19 protein-coding genes are annotated in these 21,496 nt (G+C 64.0%); 12 read left to right on the top strand and 7 right to left on the bottom strand.

Annotation, left to right across the window (positions count from 1 at the left end):
* Positions 1 to 88: 88 nt before the first annotated feature.
* From proB to WMO64_RS12305, 3 genes are all read left to right on the top strand, one after another.
* The gene (proB, locus tag WMO64_RS12315) at positions 89 to 910 is read left to right on the top strand and encodes a glutamate 5-kinase (protein WP_294522364.1); all 822 of its coding nucleotides are present in this window, start codon (positions 89 to 91) and stop codon (positions 908 to 910) included.
* Between the two features lie 63 nt (positions 911 to 973).
* Positions 974 to 2,218 (top strand): glutamate-5-semialdehyde dehydrogenase, encoded by a 1,245-nt coding sequence (locus tag WMO64_RS12310; protein ID WP_349232181.1) that lies wholly within the window; start codon positions 974 to 976, stop codon positions 2,216 to 2,218.
* A 129-nt stretch (positions 2,219 to 2,347) separates the two neighbouring features.
* Positions 2,348 to 2,743 carry a hypothetical protein gene (locus WMO64_RS12305; protein WP_349232180.1) on the top strand — a complete coding sequence of 132 codons (396 nt, stop codon included), beginning with the start codon at positions 2,348 to 2,350 and terminating at the stop codon, positions 2,741 to 2,743.
* A 69-nt stretch (positions 2,744 to 2,812) separates the two neighbouring features.
* Here WMO64_RS12305 and WMO64_RS12300 read toward each other — a convergent pair whose 3' ends face one another.
* The gene (locus WMO64_RS12300; RefSeq protein ID WP_349232179.1) at positions 2,813 to 5,446 is read right to left on the bottom strand and encodes a cation-translocating P-type ATPase; all 2,634 of its coding nucleotides are present in this window, start codon (positions 5,444 to 5,446) and stop codon (positions 2,813 to 2,815) included.
* 360 nt (positions 5,447 to 5,806) lie between these two features.
* Positions 5,807 to 6,082: a hypothetical protein gene (locus WMO64_RS12295; RefSeq protein WP_349232178.1), complete on the bottom strand. Its 276-nt coding sequence runs from the start codon at positions 6,080 to 6,082 to the stop codon at positions 5,807 to 5,809.
* A gap of 205 nt (positions 6,083 to 6,287) precedes the next feature.
* On the opposite strand from WMO64_RS12295, the gene WMO64_RS12290 reads away from it, so the two are divergent.
* The 6 genes from WMO64_RS12290 to WMO64_RS12265 all read left to right on the top strand — a co-directional run bounded on the left by WMO64_RS12290 (position 6,288) and on the right by WMO64_RS12265 (position 11,574).
* Positions 6,288 to 8,213, top strand: a complete 1,926-nt coding sequence (locus tag WMO64_RS12290) for an NAD(+) synthase (RefSeq protein WP_349232177.1) — start codon at positions 6,288 to 6,290, stop codon at positions 8,211 to 8,213.
* A gap of 168 nt (positions 8,214 to 8,381) precedes the next feature.
* Complete coding sequence (locus WMO64_RS12285) at positions 8,382 to 8,966, top strand: hypothetical protein (RefSeq protein ID WP_349232176.1); 585 nt, start codon at positions 8,382 to 8,384, stop codon at positions 8,964 to 8,966.
* Between the two features lie 22 nt (positions 8,967 to 8,988).
* Positions 8,989 to 9,474 carry an RNA polymerase sigma factor gene (locus WMO64_RS12280; RefSeq protein ID WP_294522867.1) on the top strand — a complete coding sequence of 162 codons (486 nt, stop codon included), beginning with the start codon at positions 8,989 to 8,991 and terminating at the stop codon, positions 9,472 to 9,474.
* The gene (locus WMO64_RS12275; protein ID WP_349232175.1) at positions 9,464 to 10,381 is read left to right on the top strand and encodes an anti-sigma-I factor RsgI family protein; all 918 of its coding nucleotides are present in this window, start codon (positions 9,464 to 9,466) and stop codon (positions 10,379 to 10,381) included. Before WMO64_RS12280 ends, WMO64_RS12275 begins: the two co-directional genes overlap by 11 nt.
* Before the next feature lie 36 nt (positions 10,382 to 10,417).
* On the top strand, positions 10,418 to 10,981 hold the full coding sequence (locus WMO64_RS12270; RefSeq protein WP_294522861.1) for a chromate transporter: 564 nt from the start codon (positions 10,418 to 10,420) through the stop codon (positions 10,979 to 10,981).
* On the top strand, positions 10,978 to 11,574 hold the full coding sequence (locus WMO64_RS12265) for a chromate transporter (RefSeq protein ID WP_294522859.1): 597 nt from the start codon (positions 10,978 to 10,980) through the stop codon (positions 11,572 to 11,574). The genes WMO64_RS12270 and WMO64_RS12265 overlap by 4 nt, the downstream gene beginning before the upstream one ends.
* 68 nt (positions 11,575 to 11,642) lie before the next feature.
* Here WMO64_RS12265 and pyrB read toward each other — a convergent pair whose 3' ends face one another.
* On the bottom strand, positions 11,643 to 12,698 hold the full coding sequence (gene pyrB, locus WMO64_RS12260) for an aspartate carbamoyltransferase (RefSeq protein ID WP_294522856.1): 1,056 nt from the start codon (positions 12,696 to 12,698) through the stop codon (positions 11,643 to 11,645).
* 221 nt (positions 12,699 to 12,919) lie between these two features.
* Here pyrB and WMO64_RS12255 point away from each other — a divergent pair, with 221 nt between their 5' ends.
* Positions 12,920 to 13,477, top strand: a complete 558-nt coding sequence (locus tag WMO64_RS12255; protein ID WP_349232174.1) for a putative ABC transporter permease — start codon at positions 12,920 to 12,922, stop codon at positions 13,475 to 13,477.
* Positions 13,478 to 13,533: 56 nt separating this feature from the next.
* On the opposite strand, the gene WMO64_RS12250 is transcribed toward WMO64_RS12255, so the two are convergent.
* From WMO64_RS12250 to ilvD, 4 genes are all read right to left on the bottom strand, one after another.
* The gene (locus tag WMO64_RS12250; protein ID WP_349232173.1) at positions 13,534 to 13,662 is read right to left on the bottom strand and encodes a hypothetical protein; all 129 of its coding nucleotides are present in this window, start codon (positions 13,660 to 13,662) and stop codon (positions 13,534 to 13,536) included.
* An 85-nt stretch (positions 13,663 to 13,747) separates the two neighbouring features.
* Entirely contained in the window at positions 13,748 to 15,517 is a 1,770-nt protein-coding gene (locus WMO64_RS12245) for a DUF4367 domain-containing protein (protein WP_349232172.1), read from the bottom strand.
* A 90-nt stretch (positions 15,518 to 15,607) separates the two neighbouring features.
* The gene (locus tag WMO64_RS12240) at positions 15,608 to 16,123 is read right to left on the bottom strand and encodes an RNA polymerase sigma factor (RefSeq protein WP_294522845.1); all 516 of its coding nucleotides are present in this window, start codon (positions 16,121 to 16,123) and stop codon (positions 15,608 to 15,610) included.
* A gap of 175 nt (positions 16,124 to 16,298) precedes the next feature.
* Positions 16,299 to 17,960: a dihydroxy-acid dehydratase gene (ilvD, locus tag WMO64_RS12235; protein WP_349232171.1), complete on the bottom strand. Its 1,662-nt coding sequence runs from the start codon at positions 17,958 to 17,960 to the stop codon at positions 16,299 to 16,301.
* Positions 17,961 to 18,070: 110 nt separating this feature from the next.
* Here ilvD and WMO64_RS12230 point away from each other — a divergent pair, with 110 nt between their 5' ends.
* Complete coding sequence (locus tag WMO64_RS12230; protein ID WP_349232170.1) at positions 18,071 to 18,766, top strand: FadR/GntR family transcriptional regulator; 696 nt, start codon at positions 18,071 to 18,073, stop codon at positions 18,764 to 18,766.
* Between the two features lie 314 nt (positions 18,767 to 19,080).
* On the top strand, positions 19,081 to 21,495 hold the full coding sequence (gene cas3, locus WMO64_RS12225) for a CRISPR-associated helicase Cas3' (RefSeq protein ID WP_349232169.1): 2,415 nt from the start codon (positions 19,081 to 19,083) through the stop codon (positions 21,493 to 21,495).
* Position 21,496 lies beyond the last annotated feature (1 nt).

The raw sequence follows: 21,496 nt of genomic DNA, 5'->3' as shown, positions 1-21,496 counted from the left end.
TTTGCTGTCAGGTAAAGCGATCCAGCTCCGCATTAAGTATCAGCTAAATTCCGCGCTTTTCCGCGGGGAAAATGATTGATTAAGGAGAATGAACGTGGAAACACAGACACAACGCCTCCGAATTGTGGTGAAAGTGGGCACTTCCTCCCTCACCCACGACACCGGACGGCTGAATCTGCACAATATGGAGCGTCTGGCCCGCACGCTGTCCGACCTAGAGGGCATGGGCCACGAGATCGTGCTGGTGTCCTCGGGCGCCATCGGCGTGGGCACCACCAAGCTGGGGCTGAAGGAGCGGCCCCGCGAGCTGCGGATGAAGCAGGCCGCCGCCGCTGTGGGCCAGTGCGCCATCATGCACCTCTATGACAAGCTCTTCGGGGAGTACAACCGGATGGTGGCCCAGATCCTGCTCACCGGCGAGGATGTGGACGCCCCCGTCCGGGCGGAACACCTGCGCAACACCTTTGAATCCCTTCTGGAGCTGGGGGTCATCCCGGTGGTCAACGAGAACGACTCGGTGTCCTCTGCCGAGATCGAGACGGGCAAGTGCAAGGTGCTGGGCGACAACGACACCCTGTCCGCCATTGTGGCCCGGCTGGTAAAGGCCGACCTGCTGGTGCTCCTGAGCGACATCGACGGTCTCTACGACGCCGACCCCCACAGCAACCCGGACGCCAAACTCATCCACCATGTGGACGCGGTGACCCCTGAGCTGCGGGCCATGGCGGGGGGCGCGGGCACCTGGCGGGGCACCGGCGGCATGCAGACCAAGCTCAACGCCGCCGAGATTGCCATGTCCGCCGGGGTGGACATGGTCATCACCAACGGTGCGCAGGTGGAGGACCTGTACGGCATCGTGGCCGGGGAGGACATCGGCACCCGGTTCTCCTCAGGCAAGCAGGCGCTGTAATCGCTGCATACATATATTTTATATAAAAATCTCACCGCGTCAGCGGAGAAATGGGGGATCGATATGACAATTCTGGAAGGCCAGGGGCTGGCCGCCAAAGTCGCCGCCCGGGTACTGTCCGTGGCGGGTACCGCCCAGAAGAACAAAGCGCTGGAGGCCATCGCCCAGGCGCTGCTGGACCGGCAGGAGGAGATTCTCTCCGCCAACGCCCGGGATCTGGACGCCGCCCGGGAGAGCGGCATGCGCCAGTCTCTCCAGGACCGGCTGGCCCTGGATGAGAAGCGGATCGCCGGCATTGTGGAGGGGGTGCGGCAGGTGGCCGCGCTGCCCGACCCCATCGGCCAGGTCACAAAGATGGAGAAGCGGCCCAACGGGCTCATCATCGGTCGCCGCCGGGTCCCTCTGGGGGTCATCGGCATCATCTATGAGGCCCGGCCCAACGTGACGGTGGACGCCGCCGCCCTGTGTCTCAAGTCGGGCAACGCGGTCATCCTCCGCGGCGGCAAGGAGGCCCTCCACTCCAACATGGCCCTGACGTCCATCATGCGGGACGCTCTGGAGCGGTCCGGCCTGCCCATGGACTGCGTATCCCTGGTGGCCAGCACCAGCCGGGAGAGCGCCGCCGAGCTGATGGGCCTGACCGAATATCTGGACGTGCTCATCCCCCGAGGCGGCGCGGGCCTCATCCGCTCGGTGGTGGAGAATGCCCGGGTGCCCGTCATCCAGACCGGCGTGGGCGTGTGCCACATCTATGTCCACGAGAAGGCCGACCTGCAGATGGCGGCCGACATCCTCTACAACGCCAAGTGCTCCCGCCCCTCGGTGTGCAACGCCGCCGAGTGCCTGCTGGTGGACCGGGCGGTGGCGGCTCAGTTCCTGCCCATGGCCCAGGTCCGCCTGGCCGACAAGCACGTGGAGTTCCGCGGCTGTCCCGAGACCTGCGCCATCCTGCCCGGCGCGGTGCCCGCCACGCCGGAGGACTGGGACACCGAGTACGGCGACTACATCCTGGCCGTCAAGGTGGTGGAGGACCAGGACGAGGCCACGGACTTTATCGCCGCCCACGGCACCGGCCACTCAGAGGCCATCGTCACCTCCGACTACTTTGCCGCCCAGCGCTTCCTGGACGAGGTGGACGCGGCGGCGGTATATGTCAACGCCTCCACCCGCTTCACCGACGGCTTTGAGTTCGGCCTGGGGGCGGAGATCGGCATCTCCACCCAGAAGATGCACGCCCGGGGCCCCATGGGCCTGGAGGAGCTGACCAGCTCCAAGTACGTCATCTACGGCACCGGACAGGTGCGGTGAGCATAAGCTGGAAGGGACGGTCCTCTCCCGTCTCTTCCAGCTTTTTTCTCTGCTGCCGCCTCGCCGCCCGATTCATAGGTACATACGCTCTCACAGGGCGTATGAATTTTGCCGAGAGGCGGTACTGTTATGGAACACGCCCAAGCGCACGCCAACAGGCAGACCGTGGAGGCACACGCCCAGGACGGGCTGCTGGTGCACTACCTGGGGAGCATCCCCCCGGCCGCCGGCGGCTGCGTGGTGGAGTTTGCCTTCACCCTGCCCGCCGTCCCGCCCGACACCCGCACCGCTGTGGCCATCACGCTGCTGGAGCTGGACAAGGAGGGCCGTGCCTTTCCCCGGGGGATGCGCACCCTGCTCCTCCCCGCCCACCACAGCACCCGGCCCATGGACGTCCAGGCGGAGGGGGTCCATTTCATCCTCCCCGCCGAGCTGGACCTGAGCGAAGACGGCTCCCGCCGCCTGGTGGTCCAGACCGAGTCCCAGTATCTGGACTTCCACGCCCGGTGCGATATGCGGGAATAACAGACCGGGGTCCGGTCCGCACTGTGTGCGGACCGGACCCCGGTTGGTTTATGGGATGATTTTTCCGGCTCAGCGGCCCTTCTTCAGGTCCCGAATCAGCTTCCACGCCTGGATGATCAGGGTGGGCACCAGGGCCAGGCCCACAATGGCCCCCGCCAGCGGCAGGGTGAGGGGCGCCACCTGGAACAGGGTGGTCAGGCCGGGGATGAAGAGCACCGCGGCCAGGAGCACCACGCCGGCGGCAAAGGCGCCCAGGCTGGCCTTGTTGGTGGTCAGGCCCAGGCGGAACAGGGAGGACTCGCCCCGGCAGTTGAAGCCGTGGAACAGCCGGGCCAGGGTGAGGGTGGAGAAGGCCATGGTCATGGCCAGGGCGTCTCCGCCGTTGTTCAGGCCCAGGAAGAAGGCCCCCATGGTGGCGGCGGCGATCAGGGCGCCGTAGACCATGATGCGGGTGAGCAGGGAGCGGGTGAGGATGGGCTCCTTGGGGTCTCTGGGCTTCTGGTCCAGCAGGCCCTTCCCCGCCGGCTCCACGCCAATGGCGATGGCGGGGAGGGAGTCGGTGAGCAGGTTAATGAACAGCAGGTGCACCGCCGCGAAGGGCATGGGCAGGTTGGCCAGGGAGGTGATGAGCACGCAGAAGATGCCCGCCATGTTGCCCGACAGCAGGAAATTGATGGCGTTCTTGATGTTGGTGTACACGCCGCGGCCGTTGACCACCGCCTTGACGATGGTGGCAAAGTTGTCGTCGGAGAGGATCATGGACGCGGCGTCCTTGCTGACCTCGGTGCCGGTGATGCCCATGGCCACACCGATGTCGGCGGCCTTGAGGGCGGGGGCGTCGTTGACGCCGTCGCCGGTCATGGACACGATGCGGCCCTTTCTCTGCCAGGCCCCCACGATGCGGATCTTGTTCTCAGGGGACACGCGGGCATAGACCGAGATCTTCTCCAGCCGCTGGTCCAGCTCATCGTCGCTCATGGCGTCCAGCTCCACGCCGGACAGGGCCTCGTCTCCATCCCGGAAGATGCCCAGCTGGCGTGCGATGGCAGAGGCGGTGATCTTGTGGTCGCCGGTGATCATAATGGTGCGGATGCCGCCCCGCTTGGCGTCGGCCACGGCCTGGATGGCCTCGGGACGGGGCGGGTCGATCATGGAGATCAGGCCCACAAAGGTGAAGTCCCGCTCGTCCTCCAGGGTCAGGGGGCGGACCGCCTCCAGCTCCTTGCAGGCGAAGGACAGCACCCGCAGGCCCTGCCGGGACAGCTCCGTATTCACCCGGGCGATCTCCGCCCGGCGCTCCTGGGTCATCTCCACCTTGCCCTGGCTGGTGAGCAGCCAGGCCGAGCGCTCCAGCAGCACGTCGATGGCGCCCTTTGTGTACAGAGTGGGCACACCCTCCACACTGTGGAAGGTGGACATCAGCTTCCGGTCTGAGTCAAAGGCCAGCTCGCCCAGACGGGGGTGCTGGCGGCGGTAGGCCACCTCGTCCACGCCGATGCGGTTACCCAGCATGACCAGGGCCACCTCGGTGGGGTCGCCGATCTCGGCGCCGGTCTCCTTGTCTGTGGTGGCGTCGCTGGCCAGAAGGGCCTCCTTCAGCAGCAGCCGCTGCACGTCGTTGGCCAGGTCCAGCTGGTCCCCGTCCAGCAGCATGCCGTCGGCGTAAATCTTCTGGGGGGTCATCTTGTTCTGGGTCAGGGTGCCCGTCTTGTCCGAGCAGATAACGGACACGGCGCCCAGGGTCTCCACCGCCTTCAGATCCTTCATGATGGCGTTCTGCCGGGCCATCTTCTGGGTGCCCATGGCCTGGACGATGGTGACGATGGAGGACAGGGCCTCGGGGATGGCGGCCACCGCCAGGGCCACGGCGAACATCAGGGCGTCCAGAATGGGCTTCTGGCGGTACAGGGCCAGGACAAACACCAGGGCGCAGATGGCCATGATGATGATGGCCAGTTTTTTGGAGAAGTTGTCCAGGCTCTGCTGGAGGGGGGTCTTGCGCTGCTGGGTCTGGTTCATCAGGGCGGCCACCTTGCCCAGCTCGGTGTCCATGCCTGTGCCGGTGACCACAAAGACCGCCCGGCCGTAGGTCACCAGGGAGCCGGAGAACACCATGTTCTTCCGGTCGCCCAGGGCCACGTCACCCTTGGGGATCACGTCGGCGGTCTTCTCCACCGCCTCGCTCTCACCGGTAAGGGAGCTCTCGTTGACCTTGAGGGAGTAATTCTCCAGGATGCGGCCGTCGGCCACCACCATGTCGCCGGCCTCCAGCTCCACGATGTCGCCGGGGACCACCTGGGGCGACGGCACCGTGGTGCGCACCCCGTCCCGTATCACCTTGGCGCTGGGCGCGGACATGGCCTTTAGGCTCTCCAGGGACTTTTCCGCCTTGAAGTGCTGCACCGTGCCCAGCACGGCGTTGAGAATGAGCACCGCGAAAATCACGATGGTGCTCTCCGCCTCGCCGGTGGCCAGGGAGATGAGGGCCGCGACGATGAGGATCATCACCATCAGGTCCTTGAACTGCTCCAGGAACACCTGGAGCACCGACTTCTTCTTTCCCTCGCTCAGGGCGTTGGGGCCATACTGCTCCAGGCGGCTCTCCGCCTCCGCCCCGGACAGGCCCTGCTGCCGGTCGCTCTTTACAGACGAGAGGACTTGCTCCGTCTCCAGCGTATGCCAGCGCTGTTTCTCTGTATCCATGTCTGTCCACCTTCACATTTTATGTTTTCATGAGGTAAATCAAATTTCCTAGGGTGAATTATACTATCCCTCTATAGGGGTGTCAATCCCCATTCGTGCAAAAAATTGGGATATTTTAGGCAGCGCTTTATCCTTCCCCAGCAGTTCATAAATTATTCACAATGCCTTCATGATTTAGCCTTAATTATTGGTTATGATGATATCGGATTCAGGAAGAAGAACTTAAAATCCTCCCAACACAACCAATCCCTCTCCAACACCTTTGCAGAACAACACACACACCCAAAAAGCCCCCGGCCGGAAGGCCGGGGGCTTTTTGGGTGTGTGTTGTCCCTATTTTTATCAAAAAGTTGATTGAAATCACATATTCAAGGAAATATCGAACATTTTACTGTCAATTCCATCCAGTTTGTCGCAAACATCTGCAATGCTGTCATACATACCAGTACCCTTGATAGATTCTACTTTATCATTTACTGCTTCTAATTTATCACATATATCCGCAATACTGTCATACATCCCTATCCCTTGGATGGCATCTAATTTATGATTGACCTCGCTCAAATTCTCATTGATCTTCTGCAATTCTTCCCTAATATCACAAAAAATTTCAACCAGCGCTTCACCTAAATCCATTTTTCTCCTCCTTTTTCAACATTTCATATATTTAAAAAGCATCATACACTTCCGCTCCTATTTTGTCAATTAAGGATGGCTCTATTTTCCCGTGCTACTGCACTCACGCCTGACATATTGGTTCAGCGGTTGCAATCTCAGAGCAGTTGGGGTAGAATATAGTGTTAAAATCACTGGATATCATTCCTCGAAGGAGGTTGTTTACATGCGGGACGGATTTATCAAAGTCGCAGCGGGCACGCCCCAGATCAAAGTGGCCGACTGCCGCCACAATGCGGAGGCCTGCTTCACCCTGATGCGGGAGGCGGCCAAGCAGGGCGTCAAGGTGCTGGTGCTGCCCGAGCTGTGCCTTACCGGGTACACCTGCGGGGACCTGTTCCTCCACGACACCCTGCTCCAGGGGGCCGAGGACGCCCTGGCCACCGTGCTGGAGGCCACCCGGAACCTGGACATGGTCACCGCCCTGGGCCTGCCGGTGCGGAACAAATGGGACAACAAGCTGTATAACTGCGCGGCGGTTATACACAAGGGAGAGATTTTGGGCCTGGTTCCCAAGACCGCCCTTCCCAATTACGGCGAGTTCTACGAGGGCAGATGGTTTGCCTCCGGTCAGGGCGTAGAGGCATATATCAGGCTGTGCGGCCAGGATGTGGACCTGTGCGCCCGCCAGCTCTTCGGCTGCCAGTCCATGCCCAACCTGGTCATCGGCGTGGAGATCTGCGAGGACCTGTGGGGCACCCAGCCCCCCTCCGGCCTGCTCTCCGCCGCCGGAGCCACGGTGATGCTCAACCTGTCCGCCTCCGACGAGGTGGTGGGCAAGGCGGAGTACCGCCGCGCCCTGGTCACCGGCCAGTCCGCCCGGCTGGTGTGCGGCTATGTGTACGCCGACGCCGGTGAGGGCGAGTCCACCACCGACATGGTCTTTGCCGGCCACAATCTCATTGCCGAAAACGGCGCCCTGCTGGCTGAGCGGCGCTTTGCCTGCGGCCTGACCGTCAGCGAGATTGACGTGGACCGTCTGGTATACGAGCGGCGGCGCATGAACACCTATACCGCTTCCAAGGAGGCCCTGGAGATCGGGCGGGTCAACTTTGACATGGATACGGAGGAGACCCGCCTGACCCGCCGCTTCTCCCCCACCCCCTTTGTGCCCGAGGACAGCGCGGACCGGGCCGAGCGGTGCGACGAGATCCTGAAGATCGCCGCCCTGGGCCTGAAGCGCCGGCTGGAGCATACCCACGCCGCAGCCGCGGTAGTGGGCCTGTCCGGCGGACTGGACTCCACCCTGGCCATCCTGATCGCCGCCGTGGCCATGAAGCTGCTGGACCGGCCCGCGTCGGACATCATCGCGGTGACCATGCCCTGCTTCGGCACCACCGACCGTACCCGGGACAACGCCGTGGAGCTGGCCGGACGGCTGGGGGCCACCCTGAAGCGCATCGACATCGGCGAGGCGGTGAAGCAGCACTTCAAGGACATCGGCCAGTCCATGGACAACCACGACGTGACCTTTGAGAACGGACAGGCCAGAGAGCGGACCCAGGTGCTGATGGACATCGCCAACCAGTGCGGCGGCCTGGTGGTGGGTACCGGCGACCTGAGCGAGCTGGCCCTGGGCTGGGCCACCTACAACGGCGACCACATGTCCATGTACGGCGTCAACGCCTCCATCCCCAAGACCCTGGTGCGCCATCTGGTGTCCTTTGTGGCCGGGGACAAGGTGGCGGAGGACCCCCGCCTGTCCCACGTGCTGGAGGACATTCTGGACACCCCCGTGTCCCCCGAGCTGCTCCCCGCTGTGGGCGGCGAGATCGCCCAGCGCACCGAGGACCTGGTGGGTCCCTATGAGCTCCACGACTTCTTCCTCTACTATATTATCCGCTGGGGCTTCCCGCCCCGGAAGGTGTTCCGCCTGGCGGAGCAGGCCCTCGGGGACCGGTACGACCGGTCTGTCATCCTCAAGTGGCTGAAGAACTTCTACCGGCGGTTCTTTGCCCAGCAGTTCAAGCGCTCCTGCCTGCCCGACGGCCCCAAGGTGGGCTCGGTGACTCTGTCCCCCCGCGGCGACTGGCGGATGCCCAGCGATGCCTCTGCACGCCTCTGGATGGAGGAGCTTGAGACCCTGAACTGATATTGGCTCTCCCTGCCAGCCGCCTATGGCTCCCCTGCTCGGGCCCGGGCGGCGGCAGAAAAATAACGGGAAAAAATTTTTTCGCAAAATGAATGGAACGTCCTTCCTCAATCGTATTATGGTTGAAACCCCCATGAGGGTTATCTCACGATTGTGGAGGGCAAGAAGATGAAAAAGGTATTGATTGGCACTCTGACTGTGGTATTGGTTCTCACCGTAATCACTGTCGGCGCTTTTGCCGCCGGCCGGGGAAACGGCAGCCGCTTTGCGGGCGCCAACTGGGACGGTATCTGCGACAATTACGGCACCAACTGCCAGGGTACCGGCTACGGCGCGGGCTATGTGGACGCTGACAATGACGGCGTGTGCGACAACTACGGCACCAACTGCCGCGGCACCGGCTGCGGCGCGGGCTATGTGGATGCCGACAACGACGGCATCTGTGACAACTGCGGCACCAATTGCCGCGGCTGCGCCCTGGGCTTTGTGGACGCCGACAATGACGGCATCTGCGACAACTGCGGCACCAATTGCCGCGGCTGCGCCCTGGGCTTTGTGGACGCCAATAACGACGGCATCTGCGACAACTGCGGCACCAACTGCCGCGGCACCGGCTACGGCACGGGCTATGTGGACGCCGACAACGACGGCGTGTGCGACAACTACGGCACCAACTGCCAGGGCACCGGCTGCGGTACCGGCTGTGGCCATGACTCCGGCCACGGCGGCCATCACGGAGGCCGGCACAGCTAAACGGTTCAAATGGGGGAGGTCCATGCGCAGCGAGGCGGAGGCAGGCCGGGCCATCGACCGGTATGGGGATACGGTCCGGCGCATCTGTCTGCTCCATCTGAAAAACCATGCGGACACAGAGGACGTGTTTCAGACGGTGTTTCTGAAATACGTCCTCAGCACCGCTGTGTTTGAGAACGAGGAGCATGAGAAGGCCTGGTTCATCCGGGTCACCCTCAACGCATGCCGGGACCTGCTGCGGAGCTTTTTCCGCAGCAGGACAGTGCCCCTCCACGCCCTGGCGGATATCCCCGCCGACGTACCCGAGGAGCACCGGGAGGTGCTGGAGGCGGTGGCCGCTCTGCCGGAAAAGTACCGGGAGCCGGTCTATCTCCACTACTACGAGGGCTACTCCGCCGTGGAGATCGGCCGGATTCTGGACAAGAATCCCAACACGGTGTACACCCTCCTCACCCGGGCCAGAAAGCTGCTGAAAGACAGGCTGGGAGGTGACGACCATGGAGGATAAGCTGCACGCCGCCTTTGACAGCGTCCATGCCGAAGCGGAGCTGAAAGAGCGCACCCTGGCCTTCCTGGCCCGGGCCGGTGAGGAGGCCCCCGTCCGGAGGCGTCCCGCCGCCCGGCTGCGCCGCACCATCGCGGCCGCGGCGGCCTGCCTGCTGGTGCTGGTGGGCGCCGGGAGCTATTACGCGGTGCTGGTACCGGTGTCCGCCATCAGCGTGGACGTGAACCCCTCTCTGGAGCTGTCCCTCAACCGGCTGGACCGGGTCATCTCAGTGAAAGGCTTCAACCCGGAGGGCGAGGCCCTGGCCAGCTCCCTGGACGTGACCTTCCAGCCCTATACCCAGGCGTTGGAGGAGATTTTGTCCAGCGAGACCGTGTCCGCCTATCTGGCGGCTGACGACGCCGTGTCCATCACTGTGGCCTGCGACGACCCGGACAAGAGCGCCCAGATGCTCTCCGCCGCCCAGGCCTGCGCCCAGGGGTGCGGCCGGGTGTACTGCCACGAGGGCAGCAGCAGCGATCTGGAGGAGGCACACCACGCTGGCATGTCGGTGGGAAAGTATCAGGCCTTTCTGGAACTCCAGGCCCTGGACCCCTCTGTTACCGAGGAGGAGGTACAGGCCATGTCCATGAAGGAGATCCGGGCCAGGATCGCCGCTCTCTCCTCCGGTGAGCCCTACACCTCATCCGGTCAGGAAAGCCAATCACAATCCAGCAGCTCCGGTCAACCGCAGTCCGGCTCCGATACCGGCGGCGGCCAACAGGGCGGCTGCTCCGGCAGCGGAAACGGCCAGCAGACCGGCTCCGGCAGCTCGGGAAGCCAGAACGGCCAGCAGGCCGGCTCCGGCAGCTCGGAAAGCCAGAGCGGCCACCACGGCCACGGAAACAGCGGCCATCAGGGCCACGAGTGAGCTGGAAATCATAGATACCAGAAGAGGTTGAGCATTTTGAACCGCTATTTGGACCTGTTTTTGACCTTTGCCAAGCTTGGCGCCTGCACCTTTGGCGGCGGGTACGCCATGCTTCCCATTCTCCAGCGCGAAGTGGTGGAGAAGCGGGGCTGGGCCACCGAGGACCAGCTGGCCGACTATTACGCCGTGGGACAGTGCACCCCCGGCATCATTGCGGTGAACACCGCCACCTTTGTGGGGTACACCCAGGCCGGGTGCCTGGGCGGCGTTCTGGCTACCCTGGGCGTGGTGTTCCCCTCCATCGTCATCATCTGCATCATCGCCGCCTTCCTCCAGAACTTTGCCGACTTCCCGGTGGTCATCCACGCCTTTGCCGGCATCCGGGCCTGCGTATGCGCTCTGATCTTCTCCAGCGTCATCAAGCTGGCGAAGGGTTCTGTGGTAAACTGGTGGTCCGCCGTCATCTTCCTGGTGGTGCTGGTGCTGTCCGCCTTCCTGGGGCTATCCCCGGTGCTGCTGGTCATCCTGTCCGGCGTGTGCGGCCTGGCCATCACCTCCTGCATCCGCTACCTGAAGCGGGGAGAGGAGGCGGCGAAATGATTTTTCTCCGGCTGTTCTATGAGTTCTTCAAGGTGGGGCTTTTCTCCGTGGGCGGCGGCCTGGCCACCCTGCCCTTCCTGCGCCACCTGGGCGAGGTGAGCGGCTGGTTCTCCGCCGCCGACCTGGCCAACATGGTGGCCGTGTCCGAGTCCACCCCCGGCGCTATGGGCATCAACATGGCCACCTATGTGGGCTTCACTGTGGGCGGCCAGTCCGGCCTGCCTGGCGGAAACGTGGTGGGCGCGGTCATTGCCACCCTGGGCCTGGTGGCCCCCTCCATCCTGGTGATCCTCATCATCGCCAAGTTCCTCCAGAAGTTCCGCCAGAGCCGGGTGGTGGACGGCGTGTTCTCCGGCCTGCGCCCCGCCTCCACCGGCCTGATCGCCGCCGCCGGGCTGTCGGTGGCCCAGATCGCCCTGCTCACCGGCGTGGCCTGGACCGGCTGGAACTCCCTCACCGCCGTCATCAACTGGAAAGGCGTGGTGCTGGCCGCCGCAGTCTTTGTCTGTATGCAGGTCAAGGCCCTCAAAAAGCTCCACCCCATTGTGTACATCGCCGCCGCTGCGGTCATCGGCGTGGTGTTCCAGTTCTGAAACCGTTCCGAGAATAACAATACGGCTCCCTTCCGGTTTGGAAGGGAGCCGTATTGTTTTGTCTGTTATCACAGCTGGGCGTCACAGAAGGCGCAGCAGTCCACGCCGCCGTTCTTTTTCACCAGAGGGGGGAGGTAGTGGTCGGTCTGGGTGATGCAGTTGGGGTTGTGGCACACAGGCTGGGTGCCGATCTCCACGGCATCGGTGTCCATGCGGGGCTGGTTGGCCAGCTCGATGAGGAGGGACATGCGGGCAAACATGCCGTACCGGGCCTGCTCGAAGTAGACCGCCCGGGGATCGTCGTCCACGTCGATGGAGATCTCGTCCACACGGGGCAGGGGATGCATCACCAGCAGATCCTTCCGGGCCCGCTCCAGCTTGCTGCGGGTGAGGACGTAGATGCCCTTGTTCCGCTCGTACTCCAGGGGGTCCACAAAGCGCTCCCGCTGGATGCGGGTCATATAGAGCACGTCCAGCTGGGGCATGACGGTCTCCAGGCCGGTGACCTCCACGAACCACATGCCGTTCTCCCGCATGAAGGCCCGCATATACTCGGGCACCGCCAGCTCACGGGGGGAGATGAGGTAAAACTTGATATCCTTGAACTTGGCCATTGCCTTGATCAGGGAGTGGACGGTGCGGCCATTCTTCAGGTCGCCGCACAGGCCCACAGACAGGCCGTCCACGCCGCCGTGGAGCCGGGTGATGGTGGTCAGGTCGGCCATGGTCTGGGTGGGGTGCATATGCCCGCCGTCGCCGGCGTTGATCACAGGCACGTTGGAGTACAGGGAGGCCGCCTTGGCCGCGCCCTCGCGGGGATTCCGCATCACCACCACGTCGGCGTAGCCGGAGACCATCTTGATGGTGTCCTTCAGGGTCTCGCCCTTGGCGGTGGAGGTGGACTTGGGGTCGGCAAAGCCGAACACCGAGCCGCCCACCCGGAGCATAGCCGTCTGGAAGGAGAAATTGGTCCGGGTGGAGGGCTCATAGAAGAGACTCGCCATCACCTTTCCCCTACAGGCGTCCATGTAATCGGCGGGATGGTCAATAATATCGCTGCAGCGCCGGTACAGCGCGTCCCATTCCGCTCGAGGTAGATCACCAAAATCAATCAGATGCCGCATGCCCATCTTCCCCCATTTTATTTTTCGGATTATAATATCATATTTTTGACCCCGGGACAAGGAGTGTTTTCACTAATTTCCGTGGTTTTTCCCGCTCCGCTCTATCAAACTCTACTGACCGGACGGACGGCCCAGTTTTTGTCAGAAATTTTCCGCATGTTTTGGGCTGTTTCACCCCATGCTAAAGGCAATTCAGTCTTCTGATTTCCGGAGGTGCGGGCATGGCGAAATGGTTCTGGTACTTTGTGCTGTACAGCTTTGTGGGGTTCGTGCTGGAGGTGCTCTTTGCCCGGGCCACGGGCAACCCCAAGCGGGACCGGAAGTGCCACCTCTTCCTCCCCCTCTGTCCGGTGTACGGCCTGGGTGCGGTGCTCATCCTGCTGCTGCCCCCCGCTGTTCTGGCCAATCCCCTGCTGCTGTTTCTCTGCGGCTCCCTGGTCGCCACCGCCGCCGAGTACGCCATGGCCGTGGTGTACCACTACGCCGCCGGAGTGGACTTCTGGGACTACAGCCACCTCCCCCTCCAGCTGGGGGGACGGGTGTGCCTGCTCTTCTCCGGGCTGTGGGGCCTGCTGGCCCTGGGACTCATGTCCCTGATCCAGCCCTGGGCCTCGGTGCTCCTCCCCACCATCCCGCTCTGGGCCACCCTCGCCGCCGCCGTTCTGGTGGCCGCTGACGCCGTTCTCACCTTTTACGTCCTGCGGCGAGAGCGGAGCACTGAGGCGCTCCGGTGGTACCTCCGGCTGGGACACGGCCAGAAGCGGGAACAGACCTCCTGACAAAAAACGCCCCCGCCGTTTACCGGCGGGGGCGTGAAAGCGTATGTGAAGCGCGGTTATTTGGGCTTGGATATCTTTTCAATGATGACGGCCAGCAGGGCGATGATTCCCATGCCGATGGCGGCGTTCAGGGCAGCCAGAACCTCCAGCATGCCCGTTCCTGTGAACGCAATGGCGACCAGCAAGAGAGCCACTCCCAGGCTTCCGATAGACACTGCTTTCCAGATACCCATAGCGCCTCACCCCTTTCTTTTACTTTATGTGAAAATTTCAGCTCTCCGCACCTGCGGTGATGGAGTCCACCATCTGCTTGGCCTCCTCCAGCGTAAAGCTGCCGCTGATGGAGCCCTCAATGTTGCCGCTCTTCCAGGCCACGGTGCGCCAGTCCCCGTTGGTCATGATGTAGTAGGTGATACCGTTGTGGAGATACTCGGTCACCGGCTGATCGTCCTTCATATACACCGTGGTGCGGCCGGCGTCCCCGTCCTCAAGGAGGCTGAGATGGACCATCAGGTACTCCTCTCCGCGCACGTACACGCCGTCAAACTCCACGCTGCTCAGCATGTCCATGGCCTCCGCCTCTTCCAGCGCAAAGCCATCGGGCACCCAGGCCGGAACCAGACCCGCGTCCAGGTGATAGTCCTCCAGGGCTTCGGCCAGGCTGTCGTAGTACTGATAGTCCGGCTCTATGACCTGACCGATGTTCTCCGCTTCGGGCCGCTCCTGGGACCACCGGGGGATGGAGTCCACCATCCGCTTGGCCTCCTCCAGGGTGATGCCGCCGGTGATATATCCGGAGACATGGCCGTCCTGCCAGGCCACCGCATAGCCACCGTCACAGGCATAGATGCGGAATTCCACGCCGTTGTGGACATAGCACACCGCCTCGCCGGTGACATCCGCAAACACGGGGGCCTCCACCGCGCTCTCATCGTCCCACCACTCCAGGTGGATGGCCAGGGTCTTTTGGGCCTGGCTGTTGTCATAGACCGCGTGGACCGTGGTCACCCTGCTGTCAAGGCCGCTGGTCCCGCCGCTGATGTCGCACTTCTCAAACCCTGCGGGCCGCCAGGTGGGGGCCAGACGGGCGTCCAGACGGTAGGCGGTCAGCATGGACTGGAGGCTGTTGCCCAGGGGCACATAGTCCGGGCTGGGGGCTGTATAGACTATCTCTCCCTCCGGCCGGGTGATGGACCGGACTAGCTCTTCCGCCATCTCCACCGTCAGGTCGCCGGCCAGATCGCCGGTCAGGTCCTCCCGGTTCCACAGGACCCGGGCCGTGCCGTCCCCTGTGTCCATGATATAGTAGGAGGTGCCGTCGCAGACGTACTGCTCCGTGTCCCTCTCCCCTGCGGCCGCGAGAGAGGTGGACGCGCTCTCCAGGTCATAGCGGACGATCTCCACATCGTACCCCTTGCCCGCGCTGTCCCGCCACTGGGCTGTGATCAGCGTGGACTGCATCTCCTGAGACACCTGGGCGCTCTCAGTCAGGGTGCCGAAGCCCTCTGCCTCCCCCGGGGTCCAGTTGGGGGCCATGGGGGCGGTGATGCCGTTGGCGTCCAGCGCGTCCTGGAGGGTGGCATAGTCCCCCTCCACGGCGGCGCTGCTCACCTGGGCCGCCCCGGTGCCCGGGAACCAGAACTCCTCCCGGCCCCATTTGGCGAAGAAGCCCAGCACGTCGATCCCCGCCGCTTGGCAGATCAGCAGGCAGCTGGCAGCCGTCACCGCTGCCACAGCCGCAATACGGGCGGCAAGGCGCCGTCTCCGGGGCCTGCGTGCCCCGGGGAGCACCTTTAATCCGGGCTGCTCCTGCCCAGGCTCCCTGTCTCCCCGGATCAGATCCCTGTGCTTCTCGCGGAAGGTTCTAAGCGCCTCCTCTGCGTCAAACTCGGATGCCTCCGGCTCCAGGTCCTCCATGGCCGCCAGGCAGCGATCCACCACCGCGGGGTCAAAGTCTTCCTCCTCCATCTGGTCCAGATAGTCGGAGAGCTCCTCGAGCCGCTCCTCCGGCTCCATGTCGTTCCACCGTTGTTCAGGCATCCTTGTTCACCTCCTTCTTATCGTCCGTAAAAACAGACGATAAAAGCGCCATATGGCGCTTTCCGCGCCCCTTTCATAAAGAATATCGCATCACTGCGGCGTTTCGTTACAGGGCGCGGGTATTTTTTTGTTTTTTTCCATCAGCTCCCGGCACCGTCCCCTGGCCCGGAAGAGCCTGGTGCGGGAATTGAGCTCAGAGATGTCCAATTTTCGGGCGATCTCCTCGTGGCTCAGCTCTTCCTCGTAGTACAGGAGCAAAATCTCCCGCTCCCTGGGCGTCAGCCCCTCAGGCAGCGCGTCCGACAGTGCCTCCTCCTCCCGCTGGGGGGCGGCCAGGTCAAAGTCCTGCTCCAGCGGCACCTCCACCCGGTTCCGGGCCGCCCGCACCTCGGTGAGGATCAGGTGCTGGAGGGTCTTCCACAGCCACCCCGACGGGTTGGGGTGCTCCGCCACCTGGTCCTGTTTGCGCAGCAGCAGCACAAAGGCGTCCTCCACCAGCTCCTCGGCGATCTCCATCCGCCGCAGCTGGGCGTAGGCGTACCGCACCATTTTGGGCGCGTTGTGCCGGTAGAGATCGGTGAACCACTGGTCCATATTCTGTTGCACCGGTCAGCGCACCCCCCTCCGCCGTTCTTTTTACCGCCTGGAATTTACATATGTTATTTTATCATAGCAAATTTTCCCGTGTGATGCAAGCAGCCCGCCCTCTGCCGGGGGTGTCCGAACGGGACAGAAAACGGCGGGCCCCGTAAGCACGGAGCCCGCCGCAATACACTTTTTCTTACTCCAGCACCGCGCCGCGGGCCGCGCTGGTCACCAGCTTGGCGTACCGGGCCAGATAGCCGGTCTTGACCTTGGGCTCGGGGCACACCCACTTGGCCTTGCGCTGGGCCAGGGTGTCCTCGTCCACCAGCAGGTCGATCTTGCAGTTGAGGATGTCGATGGCGATCATGTCCCCCTCCTCCACGAAGGCGATGGGGCCGCCCTGGGCCGCCTCGGGACAGACGTGGCCGATGGAGGCGCCCCGGGTGGCGCCGGAGAAGCGGCCGTCGGTGATGAGGGCCACCTCCTTGTCCAGGCCCATGCCGGCGATGGCGCTGGTGGGGTTGAGCATCTCCCGCATGCCCGGGCCGCCCTTGGGGCCCTCATACCGGATGACCACCACGTCGCCGGAGACGATCCTGCCCTGGTAGATGGCCTGGATGGCGTCCTCCTCGCTGTCAAAGACACGGGCGGGGCCGGTGTGGACCATCATCTCCTCGGCCACCGCGGACTGCTTGACCACGCAACCCTCGGGGGCCAGGCTGCCCTTGAGGACGGCGATGCCGCCGTAGGGGGAGTAGGGGTTGTCGATGGGCCGGATGAGCTCCGGGTCCAGATTCTCCACCCCCTCCAGGTTCTCGGCCACCGTCTTGCCGGTGACCGTCATGACGGAGGTATCCAGCAGGTCCTTCTTGGTCAGCTCCTTCATGACGGCGTACACGCCGCCCGCCCGGTCCAGGTCCTCGATGTAGGTGTCCCCGGCAGGGGCCAGGTGGCACAGGTTGGGAGTCTTGCGGGAGATCTGGTTGGCGTACTCCAGGTCCAGCTCGATGCCGCACTCGTGGGCAATGGCGGGCAGGTGGAGCATGGAGTTGGTGGAGCAGCCCAGTGCCATGTCCAGGGTCTCGGCGTTGTGGAAGGCGGCCTCGGTCATGATGTCCCGGGGACGGATGTCCTGCTTCACCAGCTCCATGATCTGCATGCCGGTGTGCTTGGCCAGCCGCAGGCGGGCGGACATGACGGCGGGGATGGTGCCGTTGCCCCGCAGGGCCATGCCGATGCCCTCGGTGAGGCAGTTCATGGAGTTGGCGGTGTACATGCCCGAGCAGGAGCCGCAGGTGGGGCAGGCGTTGTTCTCGTAGTCCTCCACGCCGGCCTCGTCCAGCTTGCCCGCCTTGTAGGCGCCCACGGCCTCAAACATGTGGCTCAGGCAGGAGCGGCGGCCGTCCTGGAGCCGGCCGGCCAGCATGGGGCCGCCGGAGCAGAAGATGGTGGGGATGTTGAGCCGGGCGGCGGCCATCAGTAGACCGGGCACGTTCTTGTCGCAGTTGGGCACCATGACCAGGCCGTCGAACTGGTGGGCCAGGGCCATGGCCTCGGTGGAGTCGGCGATCAGGTCACGGGTCACCAAGGAGTACTTCATGCCGATGTGGCCCATGGCGATGCCGTCGCACACGGCGATGGCCGGGAACACGATGGGGGTTCCCCCCGCCATACGCACGCCCGCCTTCACCGCCTCCACGATCTTGTCCAGGTTCATATGGCCGGGGACGATCTCGTTCTGGGAGGAGACAATGCCGATGAGGGGGCGTTCCAGCTCCTCTTTGGTGTACCCCAGGGCGTAGAACAGGGAGCGGTTGGGGGCGCGCTCCACACCTTTTGTCACGTTATCGCTTCTCATGGCAGAGTCCTCCTTATTAAATTCGTCACCGTTGTATGATGACGCTTGCATTGTATGACTACATATTATATGATAGAGAAAACAATGTCAAGTCCGGGGAGGATGTTTGAATGGAAAAACAGAGCCTGACCCAGCAGACGGCCCAGCGGCTGTATGGAAGGATCGTGACAGAGGGCGGCCTGGCCCCCGGGGATAAGCTGCCCAATGAGCTGGACCTGTCCCGGGAGCTGGGGGTGAGCCGCACCACCCTGCGGGAGGCGGTGCGGATGCTGGTGGCCCAGGGGGTGCTGGAGGTGCGCCGGGGCAAGGGCACCTTTGTGTCCGCCCGGGTGGAGGACATCGACGACTTCGGCTTTTCCGGTCTGCGCCGGGTGAAGGGCCAGCTGCGGGACCTGTTCGAGCTGCGGAGCATCTTTGAGCCCCAGGCGGCCATGCTGGCCTGCCGCCGGGCCACCACGGAGGAGCGGGCGGACATTCTGGCCAGAGGAAAGGAAGTGGAGGACTGCATCCGCTCTGGGGCTGACCGCACCCGGGCCGACGCCGCCTTTCACGCCGCCATTGTCCGGGCCACCCACAACGAGTTTATGGTGCGCCTTCTCCCCCTCATCCAGCGGGCGGTGGCCACTGCGGTGGAGGCCGGAGAGGAGGCGGAGCGGCTGGCAGCAGACACCCTGCGGGACCACGCGCTGCTGCTGGAGTTCTTCGCCCGGGGGGATGAGGAGGGCGCCCGCCACGCCATGGCCATCCATATGCGACACGCCATGGACGAGATGGGCCTGAGCGAGGACGGTGAGGCAGCGCCCTGAATTCCCCGCCCATCTCCGGCATCCGCCTGACGGCAGAACAGCGCCTGACATAAGATCTTTCAAGTTTCAAGATAATCCGCCCGGTATTTCCGTACAGCAAGGCCGGCGGCTTTCCTTCGTGAAAGCCGCCGGCCTCTTTTCACATCCCTCCCGCGTACAGCACAGGAAAAATCCACAAAAAATCCGTCCCTGTATTGTGGATTGCGACGTTTTTCTCCCCCTGCAATAAAAGTCCGTTTTATATCCCTCATCTTGTATTACTCTGATCGTCGAAATAATCCATCCGCTGTCCCCCGCTTCATAAAAGGTGAAACATGAAGACACATCTGATCGCTCATACCATCACCAGCCCGGACGGCAGCCAGCCGCCCCTCGTCCAGACCCTGGCGGAGCACAGCCGGAATACCGCCCGGCTCTGCGCCGCCATCTGCCGCCCGCTGGGCCTGGAAAAGCTGGGCGCGCTGACCGGCTGGCTCCACGACATGGGCGAGGCCGCCCAGCCCGTCCAGGAACACATCCGGCAGCAGACCGGGGAAAAGCCCAACCACTCCGCCGCCGGTATGCGGTGGCTCTGGGAGCAGACCGCCGGACAGAGCGACTCCGTCCGGCTGGCCGGGCAGATGGCCGCCCTGGCCATTGGCTGCCATCACAGCGGCCGCTGCGACTATCTGTCGCCCGACGGCAGCCGGCCCTGGCTGGAGCGGATGGACACCCGGCAGGCCCAGGCCCTCTACGGCGAGAGCGTGGACGCCTTCTTCTCCGACTGCTGCACCAGGCAGGAAATGGAATCCCTCATCCAGGCGGCCGCCCTGGAGGTGGCCGCGCTCTACAAAAGGTCCAAAACCATCCTTCCAAAGGGAGAGGATAGGCAGCAACGCCAGGATGCCCTCCAGTTCGGCCTGGGGCTGGCCCAGCGGTTTCTCTTCAGCGCCTTGGTGGACGCCGACTGGACCGATACGGCCAGCTTTATGGGCCGGACGCCCCTTCCCCCCTTTCCCTCCGACCGCCAGCGCCAGGCAACCTGGGACCTGCTCTCCGGCCGGATGGAGCGCTTTATCCGCTCCATGGAGGCGCGGCGGCCCATTGACCTGCTGCGGCAGGAGATCTCCGGCCAATGCCTGGCCGCCGCAGAGCATCTTCCGGCCGGCATCTACCGGCTGTGCGTCCCCACCGGCGGTGGCAAGACCTATTCCGCCCTGCGGTTCTGCGTGGAGACGGCCCGGCGGCAGAACGCCCGGCGGCTGTTCTACTTTGCCCCCTATAAGTCCATCACCCGGCAAAATGCCGACAACATCCGCAGGGCCCTGGGGGCGGAGTACGTCCTGGAGCACCACTCCGACGTTCTGTTTGAGCCGGACCAGCAGGACCAGCGGGAGCGGTGGCTCGCCCTCAGCCAGCGCTGGCAGGGTTCGCCGGTGATCTGCACCACCATGGTCCAGCTGCTGGACGCCCTGTTCGCCGCGCCCCGGCAGAACGTGCGGCGGCTGGCCGCCCTGGCCGGTTCGGTGCTCCTGCTGGACGAGGTCCAGGCCCTGCCCCTGCGGCATACCTGCCTGCTCACCCTGGCCCTGAACACCCTGCCCCATCTGTTCGGCTGTACTGTCCTCCTGTGCACCGCCACCCAGCCCGACCTGACCCAGGTCCCCTATCCCCTTCAGTTCTCCCCCGACAGAGACCTGGTGCCCGACTATCAGGCCCGGTTCCAGCAGTTCAGGCGGACCAGGGTCATCCCCCCGGCAGTCCAGGGAGAGCAGCTCCTCCCTGCCATTGCGGACTTTGTGGCCGGTCTGCTGAGGGAAAACCGGAGCATTCTGGTGGTCCTCAACACCAAGGGGACGGTCAACCGGCTCTTTGACGCCCTGGCCCCCCTGATGCCGCCGGACTGTCCTCTGTTCTGCCTCACCACCTATCTCTGCCAGCAGCACCGGGATGATGTTCTGGCCCAGGTCACCCGGCGGCTGGGCGACGGCCTGCCCCTTGTGTGCATCAGCACCCAGCTCATCGAGGCGGGGGTGGACCTGAGCTTTGACTGCGTGGTCCGGGACCTGACCGGCCTGCCCAGCATCGTCCAGGCCGCGGGCCGCTGCAACCGCCACGGTGACGACGGCTGCCGCCCGGTCTATCTGATTGAATGTGCGGGGGAGTATCTGGACGCCCTGCCGGAAATCCATGACGGCAGAGAGATCACCCGCGCACTGCTGGCCCAGCTGCCGCCCGGCGCGGACCTGCTCTCTCCCCAGGTCATCCAGATGTACTACCAGCGCTGCTACAGCGGCCCCAGGCGCCGGCTGGACATGCAGTATCCCGTCTCCCCCGGCGGCTGTGCCGCCACCACCATGGTGGACCTGCTCAGCTCCAATCTCCGGGGCGTCCAGGCCTTCCTGGAGCAGGGGCGGCGACCGGAACGTCTCAAAGACCTCTGCCAGGCCTTCGGCACGGCGGAGGCCGCCTTTGAGGCCATCCCCGACGAAACCGTCCCGGTGCTGGTGCCCTACGGCGGTGGAAAGGGCAAGCTGCTCCGGCTTCAGTCCGCCGGCGGGACCCCGTCCCTGCTGCGGGAACTGCAGCCCTATACCGTCTCCCTCAGCCCCAGCCAGTGCCAGCGCCTGGGGACCGCGCTCTATCCGGTCCTGGACGGCGCGGCCCTCGCCCTCCGGGAGCCCTATTACGACAGCGCCCACAAGGGGCTCTCGTTCACACCCGGCGGCATGGCCGCTCTCGTCCTATGAC

It is taken from the genome of Pseudoflavonifractor intestinihominis (assembly GCF_040096055.1).
GTDB lineage: Bacteria > Bacillota > Clostridia > Oscillospirales > Oscillospiraceae > Pseudoflavonifractor > Pseudoflavonifractor intestinihominis.
The sequence above is the reverse complement of the archived record's forward strand: the minus strand, read 5'-3'. Positions and strand labels throughout refer to the sequence as shown.

What these genes read in the sequence shown, in the direction of transcription:
- proB (WP_294522364.1), top strand. Translation starts at nt 89, where the DNA reads ATGAACGTGGAAACACAGACACAACGCCTCCGAATTGTGGTGAAAGTG.
- WMO64_RS12310 (WP_349232181.1), top strand. Translation starts at nt 974, where the DNA reads ATGACAATTCTGGAAGGCCAGGGGCTGGCCGCCAAAGTCGCCGCCCGG.
- WMO64_RS12305 (WP_349232180.1), top strand. Translation starts at nt 2,348, where the DNA reads ATGGAACACGCCCAAGCGCACGCCAACAGGCAGACCGTGGAGGCACAC.
- WMO64_RS12300 (WP_349232179.1), bottom strand. Translation starts at nt 5,446, where the DNA reads ATGGATACAGAGAAACAGCGCTGGCATACGCTGGAGACGGAGCAAGTC.
- WMO64_RS12295 (WP_349232178.1), bottom strand. Translation starts at nt 6,082, where the DNA reads ATGGATTTAGGTGAAGCGCTGGTTGAAATTTTTTGTGATATTAGGGAA.
- WMO64_RS12290 (WP_349232177.1), top strand. Translation starts at nt 6,288, where the DNA reads ATGCGGGACGGATTTATCAAAGTCGCAGCGGGCACGCCCCAGATCAAA.
- WMO64_RS12285 (WP_349232176.1), top strand. Translation starts at nt 8,382, where the DNA reads ATGAAAAAGGTATTGATTGGCACTCTGACTGTGGTATTGGTTCTCACC.
- WMO64_RS12280 (WP_294522867.1), top strand. Translation starts at nt 8,989, where the DNA reads ATGCGCAGCGAGGCGGAGGCAGGCCGGGCCATCGACCGGTATGGGGAT.
- WMO64_RS12275 (WP_349232175.1), top strand. Translation starts at nt 9,464, where the DNA reads ATGGAGGATAAGCTGCACGCCGCCTTTGACAGCGTCCATGCCGAAGCG.
- WMO64_RS12265 (WP_294522859.1), top strand. Translation starts at nt 10,978, where the DNA reads ATGATTTTTCTCCGGCTGTTCTATGAGTTCTTCAAGGTGGGGCTTTTC.
- pyrB (WP_294522856.1), bottom strand. Translation starts at nt 12,698, where the DNA reads ATGCGGCATCTGATTGATTTTGGTGATCTACCTCGAGCGGAATGGGAC.
- WMO64_RS12255 (WP_349232174.1), top strand. Translation starts at nt 12,920, where the DNA reads ATGGCGAAATGGTTCTGGTACTTTGTGCTGTACAGCTTTGTGGGGTTC.
- WMO64_RS12245 (WP_349232172.1), bottom strand. Translation starts at nt 15,517, where the DNA reads ATGCCTGAACAACGGTGGAACGACATGGAGCCGGAGGAGCGGCTCGAG.
- ilvD (WP_349232171.1), bottom strand. Translation starts at nt 17,960, where the DNA reads ATGAGAAGCGATAACGTGACAAAAGGTGTGGAGCGCGCCCCCAACCGC.
- WMO64_RS12230 (WP_349232170.1), top strand. Translation starts at nt 18,071, where the DNA reads ATGGAAAAACAGAGCCTGACCCAGCAGACGGCCCAGCGGCTGTATGGA.
- cas3 (WP_349232169.1), top strand. Translation starts at nt 19,081, where the DNA reads ATGAAGACACATCTGATCGCTCATACCATCACCAGCCCGGACGGCAGC.